The sequence below is a fragment of the Pseudomonas sp. LBUM1668 genome (genome assembly GCF_059695715.1).
The window spans coordinates 4,794,533-4,810,920 of record NZ_CP166787.1; the positions used below are offsets into that span (position 1 = coordinate 4,794,533).

The following is a 16,388-nucleotide window of genomic DNA, read 5'->3' on the forward strand; positions in this document are numbered from 1 at the left end:
TTTATAAACCGCCAAACCCTGCGCCCCCTGTAGGAGCTGCCGAAGGCTGCGATCTTTTGACTTTGGCTTTAAAAAAAACAACATCAAAAGATCGCAGCCTGCGGCAGCGCCTACAGGTCGATATCAGGCGACCCGATAGCCGGGGCGGACAATTTTCATGCTCAGCGCACAGGTCAGAACAAACGGCACCACCATGGCGATGATCATCCCGATCACGAACATCGGAATGAACTGCGGAATGATCGAGATAAACCCGGGCAAGCCGCCGACGCCGATGGCCGAAGCCTGAATCTTGTTCAGCGACAGGAAGATGCAGCCCAGCGCCGAACCGGACAGCGCGGCATAGAACGGAAATTTGTAACGCAGATTGACCCCGAACATGGCGGGTTCGGTGATACCGAAATACGCGGAGATCGCTGAGGTCGAGGCCATGCTTTTATCGCGCGCATTGCGCGTCATGTAGAACACAGCCAACGCAGCGCTGCCTTGAGCGAGGTTGGACATGACGATCATCGGCCAGATGAAGGTGCCGCCCTGAGTCGAGATCAGTTGCAGATCGACTGCGAGGAACATGTGGTGCATTCCAGTGATCACCAGTGGCGCATACAGCAGTCCGAAAATCGCCCCGCCGACCATCGGTGCCAGATCGAACAGCATGACCACGCCCTCGGTGATGTAGATGCCGATATGGCGGGTTACAGGTCCGATTACCGCCAGCGCCAGAACGCCCGTGACGACAATCGTGGTGATCGGCACCACCAGCAATTGCACTGCGTTGGGCACGCGCGCCCGCAACCATTTTTCGATGACGCTCATCACGTAAGCGGCCAGTAATATCGGCAGGATCTGTCCCTGATAACCGACTTTCTCTACCTGGAACAGTCCGAGGATGTCGAAGTACGGCATCTGCTGACCGTCCAGACCGGCCACGGCCTTGCCATAGTTCCAGGCGTTGAGCAGATCCGGGTGAACCAGCATCAGGCCGAGTACGATGCCGAGAATTTCACTGCCGCCAAAACGCTTGGCCGCCGACCATCCCACCAACGCCGGCAAGAATACGAACGCGGTGTTGGCCATCAGGTTGATCAGGCTCCACAGCCCTTCGAGTTTCGGGTAGGCATCCAGCAGGGTCTGACCTTCGATAAACATGCCTTTGGCGCCGATCAGATTGTTGATACCCATCAGCAAACCGGCAACGATCAGCGCCGGCAGAATCGGCATGAACACGTCGGAAAACACCCGCACCAGACGCTGCATGGCGTTGATCTTCTCGGCGCTTTTCTGTTTGACGTCGGCGATGGTCGACGCGGCGAGGCCGGTCTGGCGGCGCAATTGGGCGTAGACCTTTTCCACTTCGCCCGGACCGATCACCACCTGATACAGACCGCCGGTGAAGAACGAGCCTTTGACCAGATCGATCTGGTTCAGCGCGGCATTGTCGACCAGGCCGGGATTCTTCAACGCCAGGCGCAAGCGCGTGACGCAATGTGCGGCCTGCTCGAGATTGTCGTTACCGCCAAGGCATTTCAGTAGCTCGCTGGCGATCTTCGGGTAATCGTGGCTCATGCTAAGTCTTCCGCTGTGGATTTTTGTTATTGGCAGCACGTCGAAGCGAAAAGTACTCGTCTGTACGAGTTATTGCAACAACTCGTACAGACGAGTTTGTTTTTGTATAGTCCCGCCAGACCGCTGAAGAATTTTCCTACCTTGTCCTTGGGCGATTTCCATTCCCTACATGGACAAAGCCCTACCCTGCCCTTAAGGTTCGAAGCTTTGAGCAGAGCCGGCACAGAGCCTAACCATGAGCAAATACAACCAGATCTATAGCGATCTGCTGGCCAGCATCACGACCGAACGCCTCGAACGCGGCGCCCGTCTGCCTTCAGAGACTGAGCTGATGGACAGCTATCAGGCCAGCCGCGGCACTGTGCGCAAGGCCATCGAACAGCTTCAGGAGCGCGGTTTTGCGCAGAAAATCCATGGCAAAGGCACGTTCGTACTGTCGACCAATCCGATCGAGTTTCAACTGGGGGGCATCGTCAGCTTCCAGGAAACCTACCCGCGACTGGGCAACGACGTCAGCACCGAGGTGGTCGAACTGACGCAAATACCGCTCGAAGGTGCGTTGCTCGAGCACATCAATGCCGAACCCGGCACGCCCATTACGCGAGTCATGCGCGTGCGGCGTATCGACGGTAAACGGGTGATTCTCGACATCAACCATTTCGTCAGCGCGGTCATTCCAGGCCTGTCCCTGGACATCGCCGAGCAGTCGATCTACGCCTACATCGAACAGACCCTGCAGCTCCAGATCGCCTACGCCCAACGTACCATCGAAGCGGTACCGCGCAGCAAGGATGACCAATTGCACCTGGACCTCGACGGCCAGAGCCATGTGATCGTCGTCAGCAACCAGACTTTCCTTCAGGACGGCCGTCAGTTCGAGTACACCGAATCACGGCACACCCTGGACAAGTTTTACTTCTCCGACGTGGCACGGCGCTGACCGGCACACGTTACGCACAGCGATGTGCGGTATACAGGTAGTGCACCCCTCTTGAGCGAATCGCCCATGCTCGGCGTTCGTTTCTCAAGGAAGGTGAACGCATGAACGCTGTTGAACAACGTCCACTGCCGAACGCGGCAGACAAAGCCACTCTCAAAATCATTGCCGCGGCCGTCGTGCAAACGTGTCCGGGCCTGTACGACACGGCGCATCAAGTCGCCAGCGAATTGCTGGTGCGCAAGGGCATTCCAGGCGTCGACCCGGATCGGGTTTATTTTCACCGCTTCAAAACTGCGCAGAGCAGTAGCCAGTCGTTTACTGGCTGGGAGCATGCCGGCGAAAAGCCCTACGAATCGCTGACCCTCACCCAATTGGTGATTCATCGCTTTCGCGCAACTGATCAGGACAATGCCGACCTTCTGGACCTCTATGACGGTTTCTATACCGGCGGGCCCGAGGCGGAATATTTCGACCACCGCAATGAAGTGCGCCTGCACGGCAACGAGGTGCTCAAAGACTTCTGGGATATTGATTTCAGCTCGCACTACGACAATAAGCTGACCGCCTTCTGGAGCACACACGCGGATGATTTTCGCACGTTGGCCAAGTGCAACTTTCTCAGCCTTGCGGTGCAGGCACTTGAGCTCAAACAACTGAGCGGCAGCGATTTTCAGTGGATAGTCGGCGCGGTCATCGGGCCTGTCACCTGGCCGGTGACACTGGCCATGCTGCAATCGCCCCACGACGCGAGCAGTGATGTGCGCGCTTTCGATATCGCCGGGCATGTCGCCAGCAATCTCCTGCGCATCGTCGCTTCTGACGGGCGGCAGATCCTTTATCTGCCGGGCGCGGCGCCAGCGTTTGTCGTTATGCAAACCCCGGCTGTCATGCATTGGTGGGTGCTCGAGCAGATGAACGAGGCAACCCGGCGAGAAGCGCTGCTCAGCCACTTCGCACTGGCAGATCGTCAGCAGATGACCGAGGGTCTTACCCACTTGATGAACCAACTGGTCGGCACCTGGGGCCGCGCCGATCATCACCTGATCAATCAGCAGGACCGCGAGATCAGCGGTGATGCATTTCACTGGCTAGGCGAGTCGACTCGCACCGCAATGTTTGCCGAAGCCAGCCTGTCCCTGACGTCCAACCGTGACTTGCGCAAAAAACTCTGGATCGGCTACCTGAGCGCCGGCCTCAAGGTATTTGGCCCGATGGCCGCTGTAGGCTGGCCGGTTGCTCTGCCCGTGATTGGCGCCAGCATCGCCAGCATGGGCGTGAATATCGATCAGGCGGTCAATGGCAAAACCGCCAGTGATCGCAAGGCCGGGGTACTCGGTGCGGTAATGAGCGGCATCGACGCGCTGTTGAATATCCCCTTTCTGAAGGGCTCTGGCTCGATGCTGGAAGTTGGCGTTCAGGTGGAGTCCTCCGAGGCCGCGGAAATGGCCGAGCTTGGCGGCGACGATTCGGCACTGGAGCCGTCAGACCCGCTCATCGATCCGACGCAGAGTAGCGTTGTCGAAGAGCCAGACGTCATCGAGCCAGCGCTGGAAACCCCAAGATTGACGCCTGCAGAGCATGCAGCACCACCGCCGATTCCTGACAAATACATGTGCAATGAGCTGCTCGACGGACTGGACGCAGACAATTCGGCGGGACAATTCAAGAATATTTTTCGACTCGACAGCGATCCGCCTTTCGCCATCCTGATGAATGACAACCCCTACTACGTGCGCTATTTCGGCGATCCGAACGAGGGAGGTTACTGGGCTATCGTTGACCCGGAGCGGCCCAACCAGTTTGTCCATTCCCTACCGGTTCGCTTGAACGCCGAAGGCGCGTGGGAACGCATGCCAGCGCTGCGCCTGAGGGGCGGTGGCCAATGCATGGGCAAACCATGCGCCCCCGATATCGAGCTCGAAAGCGTCGAGACCACCGAAACCACCGTGACCACCGAAGCCACCGAAACCGCCGCGCCGCAACCACAAGTCGAAGCACAAAGTCCGCGAGCACGCCGGTTGCAGATTGTGCCCTCTGCCTACGATATCGACCCGACAGTGCGCCGCTCGATAAAAGCCTGGGCACTGAACCTGAATGAAACCCACGCAGAACTGACACCCACCGCCGACGGTGCTTTTGGCATGGAGGATCCTTTCGAGCGATATGCAGTAGGCAGGCTTGAATCGCTGCAGGTCGCTGCCAGACAATTCTTCAACGAACTTCCGTGGATCACCTCGCCTGCGCGCCCGGCAATCACCTTAAATGCACAAATGTCGATCGCCGAACTGGTCGACCGCATCTTTGAATCGGCACACGGCCTGGTGGTGGGCGAAACCCTCGACCGTATCACCAGCATGCGTTTCATGATCGAAAACATGCCGGCACTGGCCCGCCATGCGAACACGCTTTATATGCGCGGCGTACTCAGTGACTTCGCGCAAGTGGACCTGAACCGTTACTTCAACAGCGGGACCCTGTCGGCGGATCTGCGAACCTACCTGACAAGTCTGGGCACTGATTCGACGGGACGTTTCAACGCCCTGGAACTGGTCAGAGTGGCCAGGGAAAACGGCGTGCGGGTACAGGGCATCGATTGCGCGGCGAGCTACAAGATGAAGTCGCCGTCTTCGCCCTACGACGAGCAAATGATTGGTACGTTTCTGGCCAATAACGTCATGAGGAGTGACGCCTACATCAACAGCCCTGGAAAATGGATAGTGCTGACCGGCGCGCAGAATACCAACACGTTCAGGGGGTTGGACGGTCTCAGCGAAATCAAGGGCGGCATCGGTTTGCGCATCGAGGAAACGGGGACGGGAACGCCCATGGTGGTCGATGTCGATCCGGGCGTGGAAGTGCGTCAGGGGGCGTTTTCCGATGACGCTGCAGCACCTATCAATAACGACGTACTTCGCGCCGATCTGCGCCTGCGAATGCCGGCAGAACCCGTGATCTGGAATAACGACACGCTGGAGAATCTGTTACACCGACGTGGCATGTTCATGTTCATAAAGATCGAGGACACCTGCACTTTGCTGCACCGCAGCAAGCAAGGGGTGCTCGTGCGCACACGCGTGACGCAACTGGCTGATGATGGCGTTTCCCTGCATCGCCCTGGATGGCCAAAGGTCAACGACGTCCGCTTCGCCAACATCAAGGAACTGTCGCAACGCCTGACCGCAATGGGTCTGACGCTGCAGAGCCGCCTACCCGACTGACACCGATGCCAGACACCGCAAACCCCAGGCTTGAGCCCGGGGTTTTCGTCACTGTTTTCCCCATGGATGGAGAAGTACATGAATACCCCCGAACGCCGCCTGCTGCCAAACGCAGCAGACAAGGCCAGCCTCAAGGCAATCGCTACAACACTCGTTCTGGTTTGTCCCGGCCTGCAGGAGGCGGCCCGAGAGACTGCCAGTCAACTGCTGACCGATAAAGGACTCTCGGGCACCGATCCGGACCGGGTTTATTTCCATCGCTTCAGGACAGCGCAAAGCAGCGCTTTAACCTTTACCGGCTGGGAACACCAGAAGGAAAAGCCCTACGAATCGTTGACCCTCACTCAACTGGTGATCCATCGCTTTCGCGCAACAGATCAGGACAATGCGGATCTGCTGGCGCTCTACTGCGGTTTCTACTCGGATGGCCCTGACGCCGAAAGCTTCGATCAGCGCAACGAAGTACGCCTGCGGGGCAGTGATGTTCTGAATGAGTTCTGGAGCATCGATTTCAGCACGCGCTACACCCGTCAACTGACAACGTTCTGGCAATCTTCGGCGGATAATTTCCGCACGCTGGCGCGGTGCAGTTTTCTCGACCTGGCGGTGCAAGCACTGAAACAGGGGCACCTGAACAGCAATGATTTTCAACGCGTCGTCGACTCGGTGATAGGCACTATCACCTGGCCGGTCACCCTGCAAATGCTGCAAGCGACGCACCCGGCCAGCAGCAACGTCCGCGCATTGAATCTCGATGGTCATGTAGCCATCCATGTGCTGCGTCTGGTCGAGGACAGTGGCCGGCAAATCCTCTATTTACCGGGCGAAGCCCAGGCTTTTCGGGTGATGGCGAATGAAGCGGATCTGCACTGGTGGGTGCTTGATCAGATGAACTCCGAGGGCAAGCGCAAGATTTTCCTGAGCCGTTTCCCGCTGGCCGACCGCAACAGCATGACCGAAAAATTGACCGACCTGATGAATCGTCTGGTGAGCGGCTGGGGTCACAGTGATCATCGGATAATCAACCATAGCAACGTCGCGATCAGCGGTGACGCGCTCACCTGGCTATGCAATTCGACCCGCAACGCCATGTTTGCCGAAGCCAATCTGGCGCTCATCTCCAACAGTGACCTGCGCAAAAAACTCTGGATGGGCTACTTGAGCGCCGGCCTCAAGGTATTCGGCCCGATGGCGACTGTGGGCTGGCCGCTGGCATTGCCAGTGATTGGCGCCGGGATCGTCAATATGGGCCTGAACATCGATCTGGCAGTCAACGGCAGGACTGCCGCCGAGCGCAGGGTCGGCACCCTCGGGGCGGTGCTCAACGGCATCGAGGCGGTGTTCAATGTGCCGTTCCTGATCGGCTCCGGCGAGCTACTTGAAGTGGGCCCGCAGGTAGAGTTTTTGGAGGCTGAAGAGATGGCCGGGTTGATCGAGCTTACCGCGGCGAACGAGCCCTTCCTGCCACCGCTTGATAAGCCGCAGGTGTTGGTGACTGAAACCGGGGCCGGCGAGACCGCAAGCGGAACATCTGCTGAGGCCACACCCGTTTCCCCCAATCTCGAAGTGCTCCCCGCCCCCGCCACGCCACAGCCCTCTGCACTGAAGGTTCCCGCCAGATATCAATGCGACGCGGTGCTCGAAAACCTTCGTGCCGAGACCGCACCGGGGAAGTTCCAGGGCATTTACCGCCTCAATACGGAGCCAGGCTATGCCATCAATCTCGATGGCAACCCGTACTACGTGCGCTATTTCAATGCCTCCGAGGACAGTGGCAATTGGGCAATCGTCGATCCAGAGCGGCCCAGCCAGTTCGCATTCTCCTTGCCGGTTCGCTTCACTGCCAGCGGCAAGTGGGAGCGCATGCCTGCGCTGCGACTCAAAGGAGGCGGTCAATGCGTCGGCACTTGTAAGCCGCATGCGCCCTCATCGGCTCCCGCGCCAGAACCATCGCCAGACGCGTTGTTGGTGCCGCCGCCCGCGCCGTCTCCCCGCCCTCTGCGCCGTGTGCTTACGAACTACGACGCGTACGGTGCGGACGTGACCAACCTTAGAAAGTGGGCGATGAACTTGCCTGACGATGCCACCGGCGTAGCTGCCGAGGCTGGAAGCAGTGGAACGGTCGACAACGTGTATGAGACCCAATTCGCCCACAGACGCACACTACTTCTGAATGAGGCCCGGTCGTTATACGCGGAGCTGGACTGGAGCAACCTGCCTGTACGTTCGACCGTGTCCGAAGTCACCCCCTCAATGCAGACCGACGTACTCATTGATCGCATCTTCGAACAAACCGACGGTCTGGCAGTCGGCGAAACGCTTGATCGCATCACCAGCATGCGCTTCATGATCGAAAACATGCCCACGTTCGCACGCCATGCCAAGACCCTCTACGTGCGTGGCCTGCTCAATGATTTCGCGCAGGTTGATCTGAACAAATTTCACACCACCGGACAAATGTCCGCAGATTTACGCATTTACCTGACCAGCCTTGGAACCGACCCGAACGAGGCGTTCAACATGCTGGAACTGGTCAAGGCTGCCCAGACCAATGGCATCCGGATTCAAAGCCTCGATTGCGCGGCAACTTACAAAGCGAAGGTATCGCTGACCTCGATTGAGGAGCAAATGATGCACACGAACCTGATGTCGCTGATCATTGGGGGGGACAATGCTGCTAACGGGCCGGGTAAATGGATCGCACTGATCGATGCCCAGAACACCAATAACTTCAGAAACCTGCCAGGCATCAGCGAGCTCACAGGCGGCATCGGTTTACGGATAGAAGAAACCTTCCCCTCAGAAGGGGCTGGCGTGGGCATCGACCCGGGCGTCGAGATCGCTCGCGGCCCCTTTGACAATGGCGCGAGCACCCGCGACTCATTCGACTACCTGATGGCTGACCTGCGCCTGCAAATCGAAGCACCGCCAGTCACCTGGACGGAGCAAACACTGGATCGGCTGCTGCACCGCAATGGCATGTACGTGCTTGATAAGTCGCACGACAATTACACACTCATACGTCGCAACAGTTCAGGCAACATCGTCCGAACACCGGTGAATCAGACAGCGGACGGCCAGGTGTATGTCTGGAGCCACACCCTGCCTCGGATCACTGGCGTTTTGTTTCCTGATATCGCAGCGTTATCCCAGCGCCTGACAGAAATAGGAATGAAACTGCAGAGCCGACTGCTCGTCTGACAGTTTTCAGGCACAAGAAACAAAAAACCCCTGGCCTGGGCCAGGGGTTTTCCGTCACTCAATGCGGGCATTGAAGCGCAGCGGGATCACTCCCACTCAATGGTCGCCGGTGGCTTGCTCGACACGTCGTAAGTAACGCGCGAAATGCCTTCGATTTCATTGATGATGCGGCCGCTGACAGTTTCCAGCAGTTCGTAAGGCAGGTGCGCCCAACGTGCGGTCATGAAGTCGATGGTTTCCACGGCACGCAGGGCAACGACCCAGGCGTAACGACGGCCATCGCCTACAACGCCAACCGATTTCACTGGCTGGAACACTACGAACGCCTGGCTGACTTTGTGGTACCAGTCGGCCTTGCGCAGTTCTTCGATGAAGATGTGGTCGGCACGACGCAGCAGGTCGGCGTATTCCTTCTTCACTTCACCGAGGATGCGCACGCCCAGGCCCGGGCCCGGGAACGGGTGACGGTAGACCATGTCGTACGGCAGGCCCAGCTCCAGGCCCAGACGACGGACTTCGTCCTTGAACAGTTCGCGCAGTGGCTCGACCAGTTTCAGGTTCATCTCTTCCGGCAGGCCGCCCACGTTGTGGTGCGACTTGATCACGTGAGCCTTGCCGCTTTTGGCGCCAGCCGACTCGATCACGTCCGGGTAGATGGTGCCCTGAGCGAGGTACTTGATGTTGTCCAGTTTGTTCGACTGGGCATCAAAGACGTCGATGAAGGTGCGACCGATGATCTTGCGCTTCTTCTCTGGGTCGGCTTCGCCGGCCAGATTGTTGAGGAACTGCTCTTCAGCGTTGGCGCGGATCACCTTGACGCCCATGTTCTCGGCGAACATGGCCATCACTTGCTCGCCTTCGTGCAGACGCAGCAGACCGTTGTCGACGAAGACGCAGGTCAGCTGGTCGCCGATGGCTTTGTGCAGCAGCGCGGCAACCACCGAGGAGTCAACGCCGCCGGACAGACCCAGCAACACGTTGTCGGTACCGACCTGTGCGCGGATGTTGGCAATGGCGTCTTCAGCGATCTTCGACGGTGTCCACAGCGCTTCGCAGCCACAGATGTCGAGAATGAAGCGCGACAGGATGCGGCCGCCCTGTTTGGTGTGGGTCACTTCCGGGTGGAACTGCACGCCGTAGTAGCCGCGATCATCGTTGAACATGCCAGCGATCGGGCAGCTTGGAGTGCTGGCCAGGATGTGGAAGTCTTCCGGCATCTTGGTGACCTTGTCACCGTGGCTCATCCACACGTCGAGGCCGAACAGGCCGTCGGCGTCGATGTGGTCTTCGATGCCGTCGAGCAGACGGCTCTTGCCGACCACGTCAACGCGGGCGTAACCGAACTCACGCAGCTCGGAACCTTCAACCTTGCCGCCCAGTTGCTCGGCCATGGTCTGCATGCCGTAGCAGATACCGAAGACCGGTACGCCCAGGTCAAACACGGCTTGCGGGCAGCGCGGGCTGTTGGCTTCGTGCACGGACTCTGGGCCGCCGGCGAGGATGACGCCTTTAGGTGCGAATTCGCGGATCGCATCTTCGTCCATATCGAACGGGTGCAGTTCGCAGTACACGCCGATCTCGCGCACGCGGCGGGCGATCAGCTGGGTGTATTGCGAACCGAAGTCGAGGATCAGGATGCGGTGAGCGTGAATGTCGAGGGCCATGATTCAGTCTCGTCTAAGTAATTCAGAAACAGTCGTGATTCAGAAACAACTCGGGGCTGAATAACACAGCCCCGGTTGCTTAACGATTTGCTTGAAGGCTCAACCTACGCGGTAGTTTGGCGCTTCTTTGGTGATCTGCACGTCGTGGACGTGGGATTCGGCCATGCCGGCGCCGGTGATCCGCACGAACTCAGGCTTGGTGCGCATTTCTTCGATGTCGGCGCTGCCGGTGTAACCCATCGAGGAACGCAGACCGCCCATCAACTGGTGAATGATCGCGCTCAGGGTGCCTTTGTACGGCACACGGCCTTCGATGCCTTCCGGAACGAGTTTCTCGGCGCCTGCCGAGGAGTCCTGGAAGTAACGGTCGGAAGAACCTTGAGCCTGGGACATGGCGCCCAGCGAACCCATGCCGCGATAAGCCTTGTACGAACGGCCCTGGAACAGTTCGATCTCGCCCGGTGCTTCTTCAGTACCGGCGAACATCGAGCCCATCATCACGCAGGAAGCACCGGCAACGATGGCCTTGGACAGGTCACCGGAGAAACGGATGCCGCCGTCGGCGATCAACGGCACGCCTGTGCCTTCAAGGGCAGCGGCGACGTTGGCGATGGCACTGATTTGCGGAACGCCGACACCGGCGACGATGCGGGTGGTGCAGATCGAGCCAGGGCCGATACCGACCTTGACCGCATCGGCGCCAGCTTCGGCCAGGGCCTTGGCGGCAGCGCCGGTGGCGATGTTGCCGCCGATCACCTGCACGTCAGGGAAATTCTGTTTGACCCAGCGAACGCGGTCGATCACGCCTTTGGAGTGACCGTGAGCGGTGTCGACCACCACCACGTCCACACCGGCATTGACCAGAGCCGCGACGCGGTCACCGGTGTCTTTACCGGTACCAACCGCAGCACCCACGCGCAGACGACCTTGGTCGTCCTTGCTGGCCAGCGGGTAGGCTTTGGCTTTTTCGATGTCGTTGACGGTCATCATGCCTTTGAGGGCGAATTTGTCGTCGACGATCAGCACGCGCTCGATGCGGTGCTTGTGCAGCAGTTCGCGTGCTTCGTCCTTGCTGGCGCCTTCCTTGATCGTGACCAGACGCTCTTTGGGCGTCATCACTTCACGGACAGTCGCTTCCAGACGGCTTTCGAAACGCACGTCGCGGGAGGTGACGATGCCGACCAGGTCGCCATCGTGCAGCACCGGAACGCCGGAAATATTGTGCATGCGGGTCAGTTCGAACAGATCACGTACCGTGGCGTCAGCCTCGATGGTAATCGGATCCTTGACCACACCGGCTTCGAACTTCTTGACCTTGCGCACTTCGGCAGCTTGCTGCTCGATGGTCATGTTCTTGTGGATAATGCCGATGCCACCTTCCTGAGCCATGGCAATTGCCAGACGGGCTTCAGTAACGGTGTCCATGGCGGCAGAAACCAGAGGAATGTTCAGTTCGATGCCACGGGTAAGACGGGTCTTGAGACTGACTTCGTTAGGTAGCACCTCGGAATAACCAGGCACTAAAAGAATGTCGTCGAAGGTCAGAGCTTCTTGGCTGATACGCAGCATCGCGGGGGCTCCCGAGCGGGAAAATGGAAGCGCGCCATTATAGTCAGACACCCCCTGCTGTTCAATGTAAAACTCAGCCTAATTGATATACGGAAAACCCTGCTCTTTGTAGGAGTTGCCGAAGGCTGCGATCTTTTGATTTTGCTTTTGAGGAACAACGTCAAAAGATCGCAGCCTTCGGCAGCTCCTACATGGGCGCAGGTGTGCGTTAGAGTTCGACTTTTACCCAGCTCACAGGTTGATCGAGCCAATCGGCAAATTCGTCGATAAAGCTCTGTTTGAAGCCCGCTTCCAGCCAGTTGTTGAAGATGAAGCCAAGATTGGAGAACGCGCATTCCTGCAGGAACAGAAAGCCGTTGATGTCGTCTTCGTGCCCGCATTCCGGGCAGGTGAAGTTGTCGGTGCGTGCCGGCATCCATTCTTCGAGGCTTTCGAACAGCGCCTCGCCGATTTCCCGGCGACATTCGGCGCAACCGGCTTCTTCGAGGAAGCCCTTGGCCGGGGTGAAGATGCAACGCTTGGTGACGATTTCCAGGCCATTGACCGGCTCGCCGAATGGCAGCGCCTCGGGGTGCAGCACCACCGCGCGGGCGCCATCAGCGATCGCGTAGGCCATGCGGTTGCCGGTGCGCCCGCAGGTGCTCAGCTCTTCCTTGACGATATTCTTGCGCACCAGCCAGCGCACAATCGCCCGCGCCCGGGGCTCGTGCACCGGCAAGGTGGAGATTTTAGGGACGATGATGCTTTGCGAATTCATGGGTGCAGCCTGCGACGTCAAATGGAAGTTCTGCGGTGCTCACTCTGCCGTCATCGCGGGCAAGCCCGCTCCCACAGGGTCTGAGGCGAATACAAACATTGTGATCGACTCAAATTACTGTGGGAGCGGGCTTGCCCGCGATGGCGTCAGTGCGGCCGGCAGCTTAATCCCTGACGAAATCCGGTCAAGTGCTGAAGTAGCGCACGATCAACGCAATCCCGCTCGCCAGCACCAGCCACATCACCAGTCGCACAAACGCCTCGCGGGACAACCGCATCGTCAACCGCCGACCAGCCCACAAGCCCAATGCCATGGCCGGCAACAAACACAGCGCCAGCGTCAACAAGGGTAGCTCGGCATACACACCTGCGATGGCGAACAGGCTCAAACGCACCACCGTGCTGCAACTGATGAGTGCACTTTGCGTAGCCCGCGCGGCCTCTTTCGGCAGACGACTATTGAGATAGATCGCATATAGAAAGCCGCCACTGCCAAACAGCGCCCCGAACAATCCACCCACCGTGCCCATCGGTAGCGCCCACGCGGCGGACAACTGCGTGGGCTGCGTTCTGACCCACAAGCTGTAAACGGCATAGGCCGTGATAAACAGCCCCATCAACAGCAACAATAGATCTGATTTGAGGTTGAGCAGAAATATCACCCCCAGCGTACAGCCCACCGCCATGCACGGCAGCAGCCGCAGCAACTCGGTTTTTGCCACATCACGGCGCGACGGCAGCAGATTGCCGAACGCGGCGACGAAATCCAGCAGCACCAGCAACGGCACGATCTTCGACAGCGGCATGAACAGAATCAGAATCGGCCCCGCCACCAGTGCCGTCCCGAATCCGGCGATGCCGAACACGATATAGGCCAGCGCAATACTGAGGCCAATGACCAACCAGCCTTGCAGACCCCACGACCACTCACTCAACAATCCAGCCACGCTCATCGACCTGCTTCCTTTTTAAGCCTGTGATGACTTTAGTCATTGCGGTGTGTTGCGACTAATATCTTCAAAGCCCACTACTCATCTCGAAAAGGCATGACTCGTGCTTTCCACCCGTCAACTGCGTTACTTCGTAGAAATCACCGAATGCGGCAGCTTCAGCGCGGCGGCTGAACGTTTGTTTGTCGCGCAATCAGCCCTGAGCCGGCAGATCAAGGACATGGAAATTCGCCTGCAAACCCCACTGTTCGGACGCACCGCACGGCAGCCGCGCCTCACCGCTGCGGGCGAAGCGTTTTTGCCGCGAGCGCGCAATCTGCTCACCGAGCTGAACAAGGCCAGCGCCATGGCCACCGAAGTCGGCAAGGGTCAACTCGGCACGTTGCGTTTAAGTCATTCCAGCACTGTGCCAATCAGTGGACGACTGCTGCGCGACATCAGTGCGTACCTCGATCAGCAACCCGGCGTTTCTCTGGACATTGGCAAGCTGTCCTCCGAAGCGCAGCTTGAAGAGCTCGCTGAGGGAAGGCTCGATATTGGTCTGTTACGCCTGCCGGTTCTGCGTCAGCGTGAAGGCATTCAGGTGGTGCCGCTGTTTACTGAAAAATTGTTACTGGCCGTGCCGGCAAATCATCGATTGGCGGCCTTCAAAATCGTCGATCTGGCACAGCTGAAGGACGAAGCGTTCATTTCGATCCCGCATCCGCAACGCGGCGGTCTGAGCTATTTATGCGCCGATCTGTGCATGCGCCAGGGTTTCTTCCCACAACCTGCGCGGGTGATGTCGCGCAAAACCACGCAGTTGCAGTTGATTCAGGCAGGATTCGGTATCGCCCTGCTGCCCGAGTCGATGCAGGACATCGCCCCCACCGGTGTACGATTTTTGCCGCTGGCCGATCCCGATTGCCAAAGCACCGTCGCCCTCGCCTACCGCCAGAATCCCACACCGCTGATTCACCAGTTCATCCAGACATTCACAAATCCCCAAACCCTCCCCTAATCCCGACTTACTCAAATCCCTGTAGGAGCTGCCGAAGGCTGCGATCTTTTGATCCTGCTTTTAAAATCAAAAGATCGCAGCCTTCGCCAGCTCCTACACAGGATCGTGCATTGATTGGGGGAATGCCTTTAAACTGCGCCCCATGATTAAAGATCCCTTTGCAAGACTTGGCCTGGACCGTGAAGTCCTGACCGTCAGCCAGCTCAACGGCCGCGCGCGGGTGTTGCTTGAAGACGTGTTCAGCAACATCTGGGTCGAGGGCGAAATCTCCAACCTCGCCCGTCCGGCGTCCGGCCACATCTATTTCACCCTCAAGGACAGCGGCGCTCAGGTGCGCTGCGCACTGTTCCGGCAGAACGCCGCTCGAGTGCGTCAGGCGCTGAAGGACGGTTTGGCGGTGAAGGTGCGCGGCAAGGTCTCGCTGTTCGAGGGCCGTGGCGACTATCAATTGATACTCGACACCGTGGAACCGGCCGGTGACGGCGCGTTGCGCCTGGCCTTCGATGCGCTGAAGGAAAAGCTCAGCGCCGAAGGCCTGTTCAGTGCCGAACGCAAAGTGCCGCTGCCGGCGCATCCGCAGCGCATCGGCATCATCAGCTCGCCGACCGGTGCGGTGATCCGCGACATCATCAGCGTCTTCCGCCGCCGTGCGCCGCAGGTGCAGTTGACCTTGATCCCCACCGCCGTACAGGGCCGCGAAGCCACCGCGCAAATCGTCCGCGCCTTGAAACTGGCGGACGCGCGCGGCTTTGACGCATTGATCCTCGCTCGTGGTGGCGGCTCGCTCGAAGACCTCTGGTGCTTCAACGAAGAAGCCGTGGCGCGCGCGGTCGATGCCTGTGTGACGCCAATCGTCAGCGCCGTCGGCCATGAAACCGATGTGTCGATCAGCGACTTTGTCGCCGACGTGCGCGCACCAACACCTTCCGCTGCCGCCGAGTTGCTCGCTCCCGATTCCAGCCATCTGATCCGTCAGGTCGAAAGTCTGCATCGTCGTTTGGTGATGCGTATGCGTGACCGCTTGATGCGCGATCGTCTGCGCCTGGAAGGCATGGCTCGTCGTTTGCGTCATCCCGGCGAGCGTCTGCGCCAGCAGGCTCAGCGCCTGGATGATCTGGATATGCGCATGCGCCGGGCTTTCGAGCGCCAGCTCAATACCCGCCGCGAACGTCTGATCCGTCTGGAAACCCGCCTCGCCGGACAACATCCGGGACGCCAACTGGCGATGTTGCGCCAGCGCCTCGACAGCCTCGCCGAACGGCTGCCCCGGGCCATGCGCGAAGGTCTGAAAAACCGTCGACTGCAATTGCAAAGTCAGATGCAGACGCTGCATGTGGTCAGCCCGCTGGCGACCCTCGGCCGTGGTTACAGCATTTTGCTCGACGAACGCGGCAACGCGATTCGCAATGCCGCGCAGACCCACACCGGCCAGCGCCTGAAAGCCAAACTCGGCGAAGGCGAACTGCAAGTGCGCGTCGAGGACAATCACCTGACGCCCGTCACCCTTTCTTTACTGGACTGATC

General features: G+C 58.9%; 10 protein-coding genes. 5 read left to right on the forward strand and 5 right to left on the reverse strand.

The window, feature by feature from the left end:
• Window positions 1-123: 123 nt before the first annotated feature.
• Window positions 124-1,566 (reverse strand): PTS system trehalose-specific EIIBC component, encoded by a 1,443-nt coding sequence (gene treP, locus ACA061_RS21485; RefSeq protein ID WP_497300017.1) that lies wholly within the window; start codon window positions 1,564-1,566, stop codon window positions 124-126.
• A gap of 235 nt (window positions 1,567-1,801) precedes the next feature.
• On the opposite strand from treP, the gene treR reads away from it, so the two are divergent.
• From treR to ACA061_RS21500, 3 genes are all read left to right on the forward strand, one after another.
• Entirely contained in the window at window positions 1,802-2,506 is a 705-nt protein-coding gene (gene treR, locus ACA061_RS21490) for a trehalose operon repressor (RefSeq protein WP_150601790.1), read from the forward strand.
• Between the two features lie 101 nt (window positions 2,507-2,607).
• Window positions 2,608-5,724, forward strand: a complete 3,117-nt coding sequence (locus ACA061_RS21495) for a membrane-targeted effector domain-containing toxin (RefSeq protein WP_497300018.1) — start codon at window positions 2,608-2,610, stop codon at window positions 5,722-5,724.
• Between the two features lie 78 nt (window positions 5,725-5,802).
• Window positions 5,803-8,925: a membrane-targeted effector domain-containing toxin gene (locus ACA061_RS21500; RefSeq protein ID WP_497300019.1), complete on the forward strand. Its 3,123-nt coding sequence runs from the start codon at window positions 5,803-5,805 to the stop codon at window positions 8,923-8,925.
• Window positions 8,926-9,011: 86 nt separating this feature from the next.
• On the opposite strand, the gene guaA is transcribed toward ACA061_RS21500, so the two are convergent.
• The 4 genes from guaA to ACA061_RS21520 form a co-directional block, all read right to left on the reverse strand.
• Complete coding sequence (gene guaA, locus ACA061_RS21505) at window positions 9,012-10,589, reverse strand: glutamine-hydrolyzing GMP synthase (protein ID WP_042560909.1); 1,578 nt, start codon at window positions 10,587-10,589, stop codon at window positions 9,012-9,014.
• A 99-nt stretch (window positions 10,590-10,688) separates the two neighbouring features.
• Window positions 10,689-12,158: an IMP dehydrogenase gene (guaB, locus tag ACA061_RS21510; protein WP_115147749.1), complete on the reverse strand. Its 1,470-nt coding sequence runs from the start codon at window positions 12,156-12,158 to the stop codon at window positions 10,689-10,691.
• A 208-nt stretch (window positions 12,159-12,366) separates the two neighbouring features.
• The gene (locus ACA061_RS21515) at window positions 12,367-12,915 is read right to left on the reverse strand and encodes a sugar ABC transporter ATPase (RefSeq protein ID WP_150601793.1); all 549 of its coding nucleotides are present in this window, start codon (window positions 12,913-12,915) and stop codon (window positions 12,367-12,369) included.
• 184 nt (window positions 12,916-13,099) lie between these two features.
• Entirely contained in the window at window positions 13,100-13,867 is a 768-nt protein-coding gene (locus ACA061_RS21520) for a sulfite exporter TauE/SafE family protein (RefSeq protein ID WP_497300020.1), read from the reverse strand.
• 100 nt (window positions 13,868-13,967) lie between these two features.
• Between ACA061_RS21520 and ACA061_RS21525 the strand changes: the two genes are divergently transcribed.
• Both ACA061_RS21525 and xseA read left to right on the forward strand, forming a co-directional pair.
• On the forward strand, window positions 13,968-14,864 hold the full coding sequence (locus tag ACA061_RS21525) for a LysR family transcriptional regulator (RefSeq protein WP_497300021.1): 897 nt from the start codon (window positions 13,968-13,970) through the stop codon (window positions 14,862-14,864).
• A gap of 142 nt (window positions 14,865-15,006) precedes the next feature.
• Window positions 15,007-16,386, forward strand: a complete 1,380-nt coding sequence (gene xseA / locus ACA061_RS21530) for an exodeoxyribonuclease VII large subunit (protein WP_047302997.1) — start codon at window positions 15,007-15,009, stop codon at window positions 16,384-16,386.
• The last annotated feature ends 2 nt before the right edge of the window (window positions 16,387-16,388 follow it).

What these genes read in the sequence shown, in the direction of transcription:
- guaB (WP_115147749.1), bottom strand. Translation starts at nt 12,158, where the DNA reads ATGCTGCGTATCAGCCAAGAAGCTCTGACCTTCGACGACATTCTTTTA.
- xseA (WP_047302997.1), top strand. Translation starts at nt 15,007, where the DNA reads ATGATTAAAGATCCCTTTGCAAGACTTGGCCTGGACCGTGAAGTCCTG.
- ACA061_RS21520 (WP_497300020.1), bottom strand. Translation starts at nt 13,867, where the DNA reads ATGAGCGTGGCTGGATTGTTGAGTGAGTGGTCGTGGGGTCTGCAAGGC.
- treR (WP_150601790.1), top strand. Translation starts at nt 1,802, where the DNA reads ATGAGCAAATACAACCAGATCTATAGCGATCTGCTGGCCAGCATCACG.
- guaA (WP_042560909.1), bottom strand. Translation starts at nt 10,589, where the DNA reads ATGGCCCTCGACATTCACGCTCACCGCATCCTGATCCTCGACTTCGGT.
- ACA061_RS21495 (WP_497300018.1), top strand. Translation starts at nt 2,608, where the DNA reads ATGAACGCTGTTGAACAACGTCCACTGCCGAACGCGGCAGACAAAGCC.
- treP (WP_497300017.1), bottom strand. Translation starts at nt 1,566, where the DNA reads ATGAGCCACGATTACCCGAAGATCGCCAGCGAGCTACTGAAATGCCTT.
- ACA061_RS21515 (WP_150601793.1), bottom strand. Translation starts at nt 12,915, where the DNA reads ATGAATTCGCAAAGCATCATCGTCCCTAAAATCTCCACCTTGCCGGTG.
- ACA061_RS21500 (WP_497300019.1), top strand. Translation starts at nt 5,803, where the DNA reads ATGAATACCCCCGAACGCCGCCTGCTGCCAAACGCAGCAGACAAGGCC.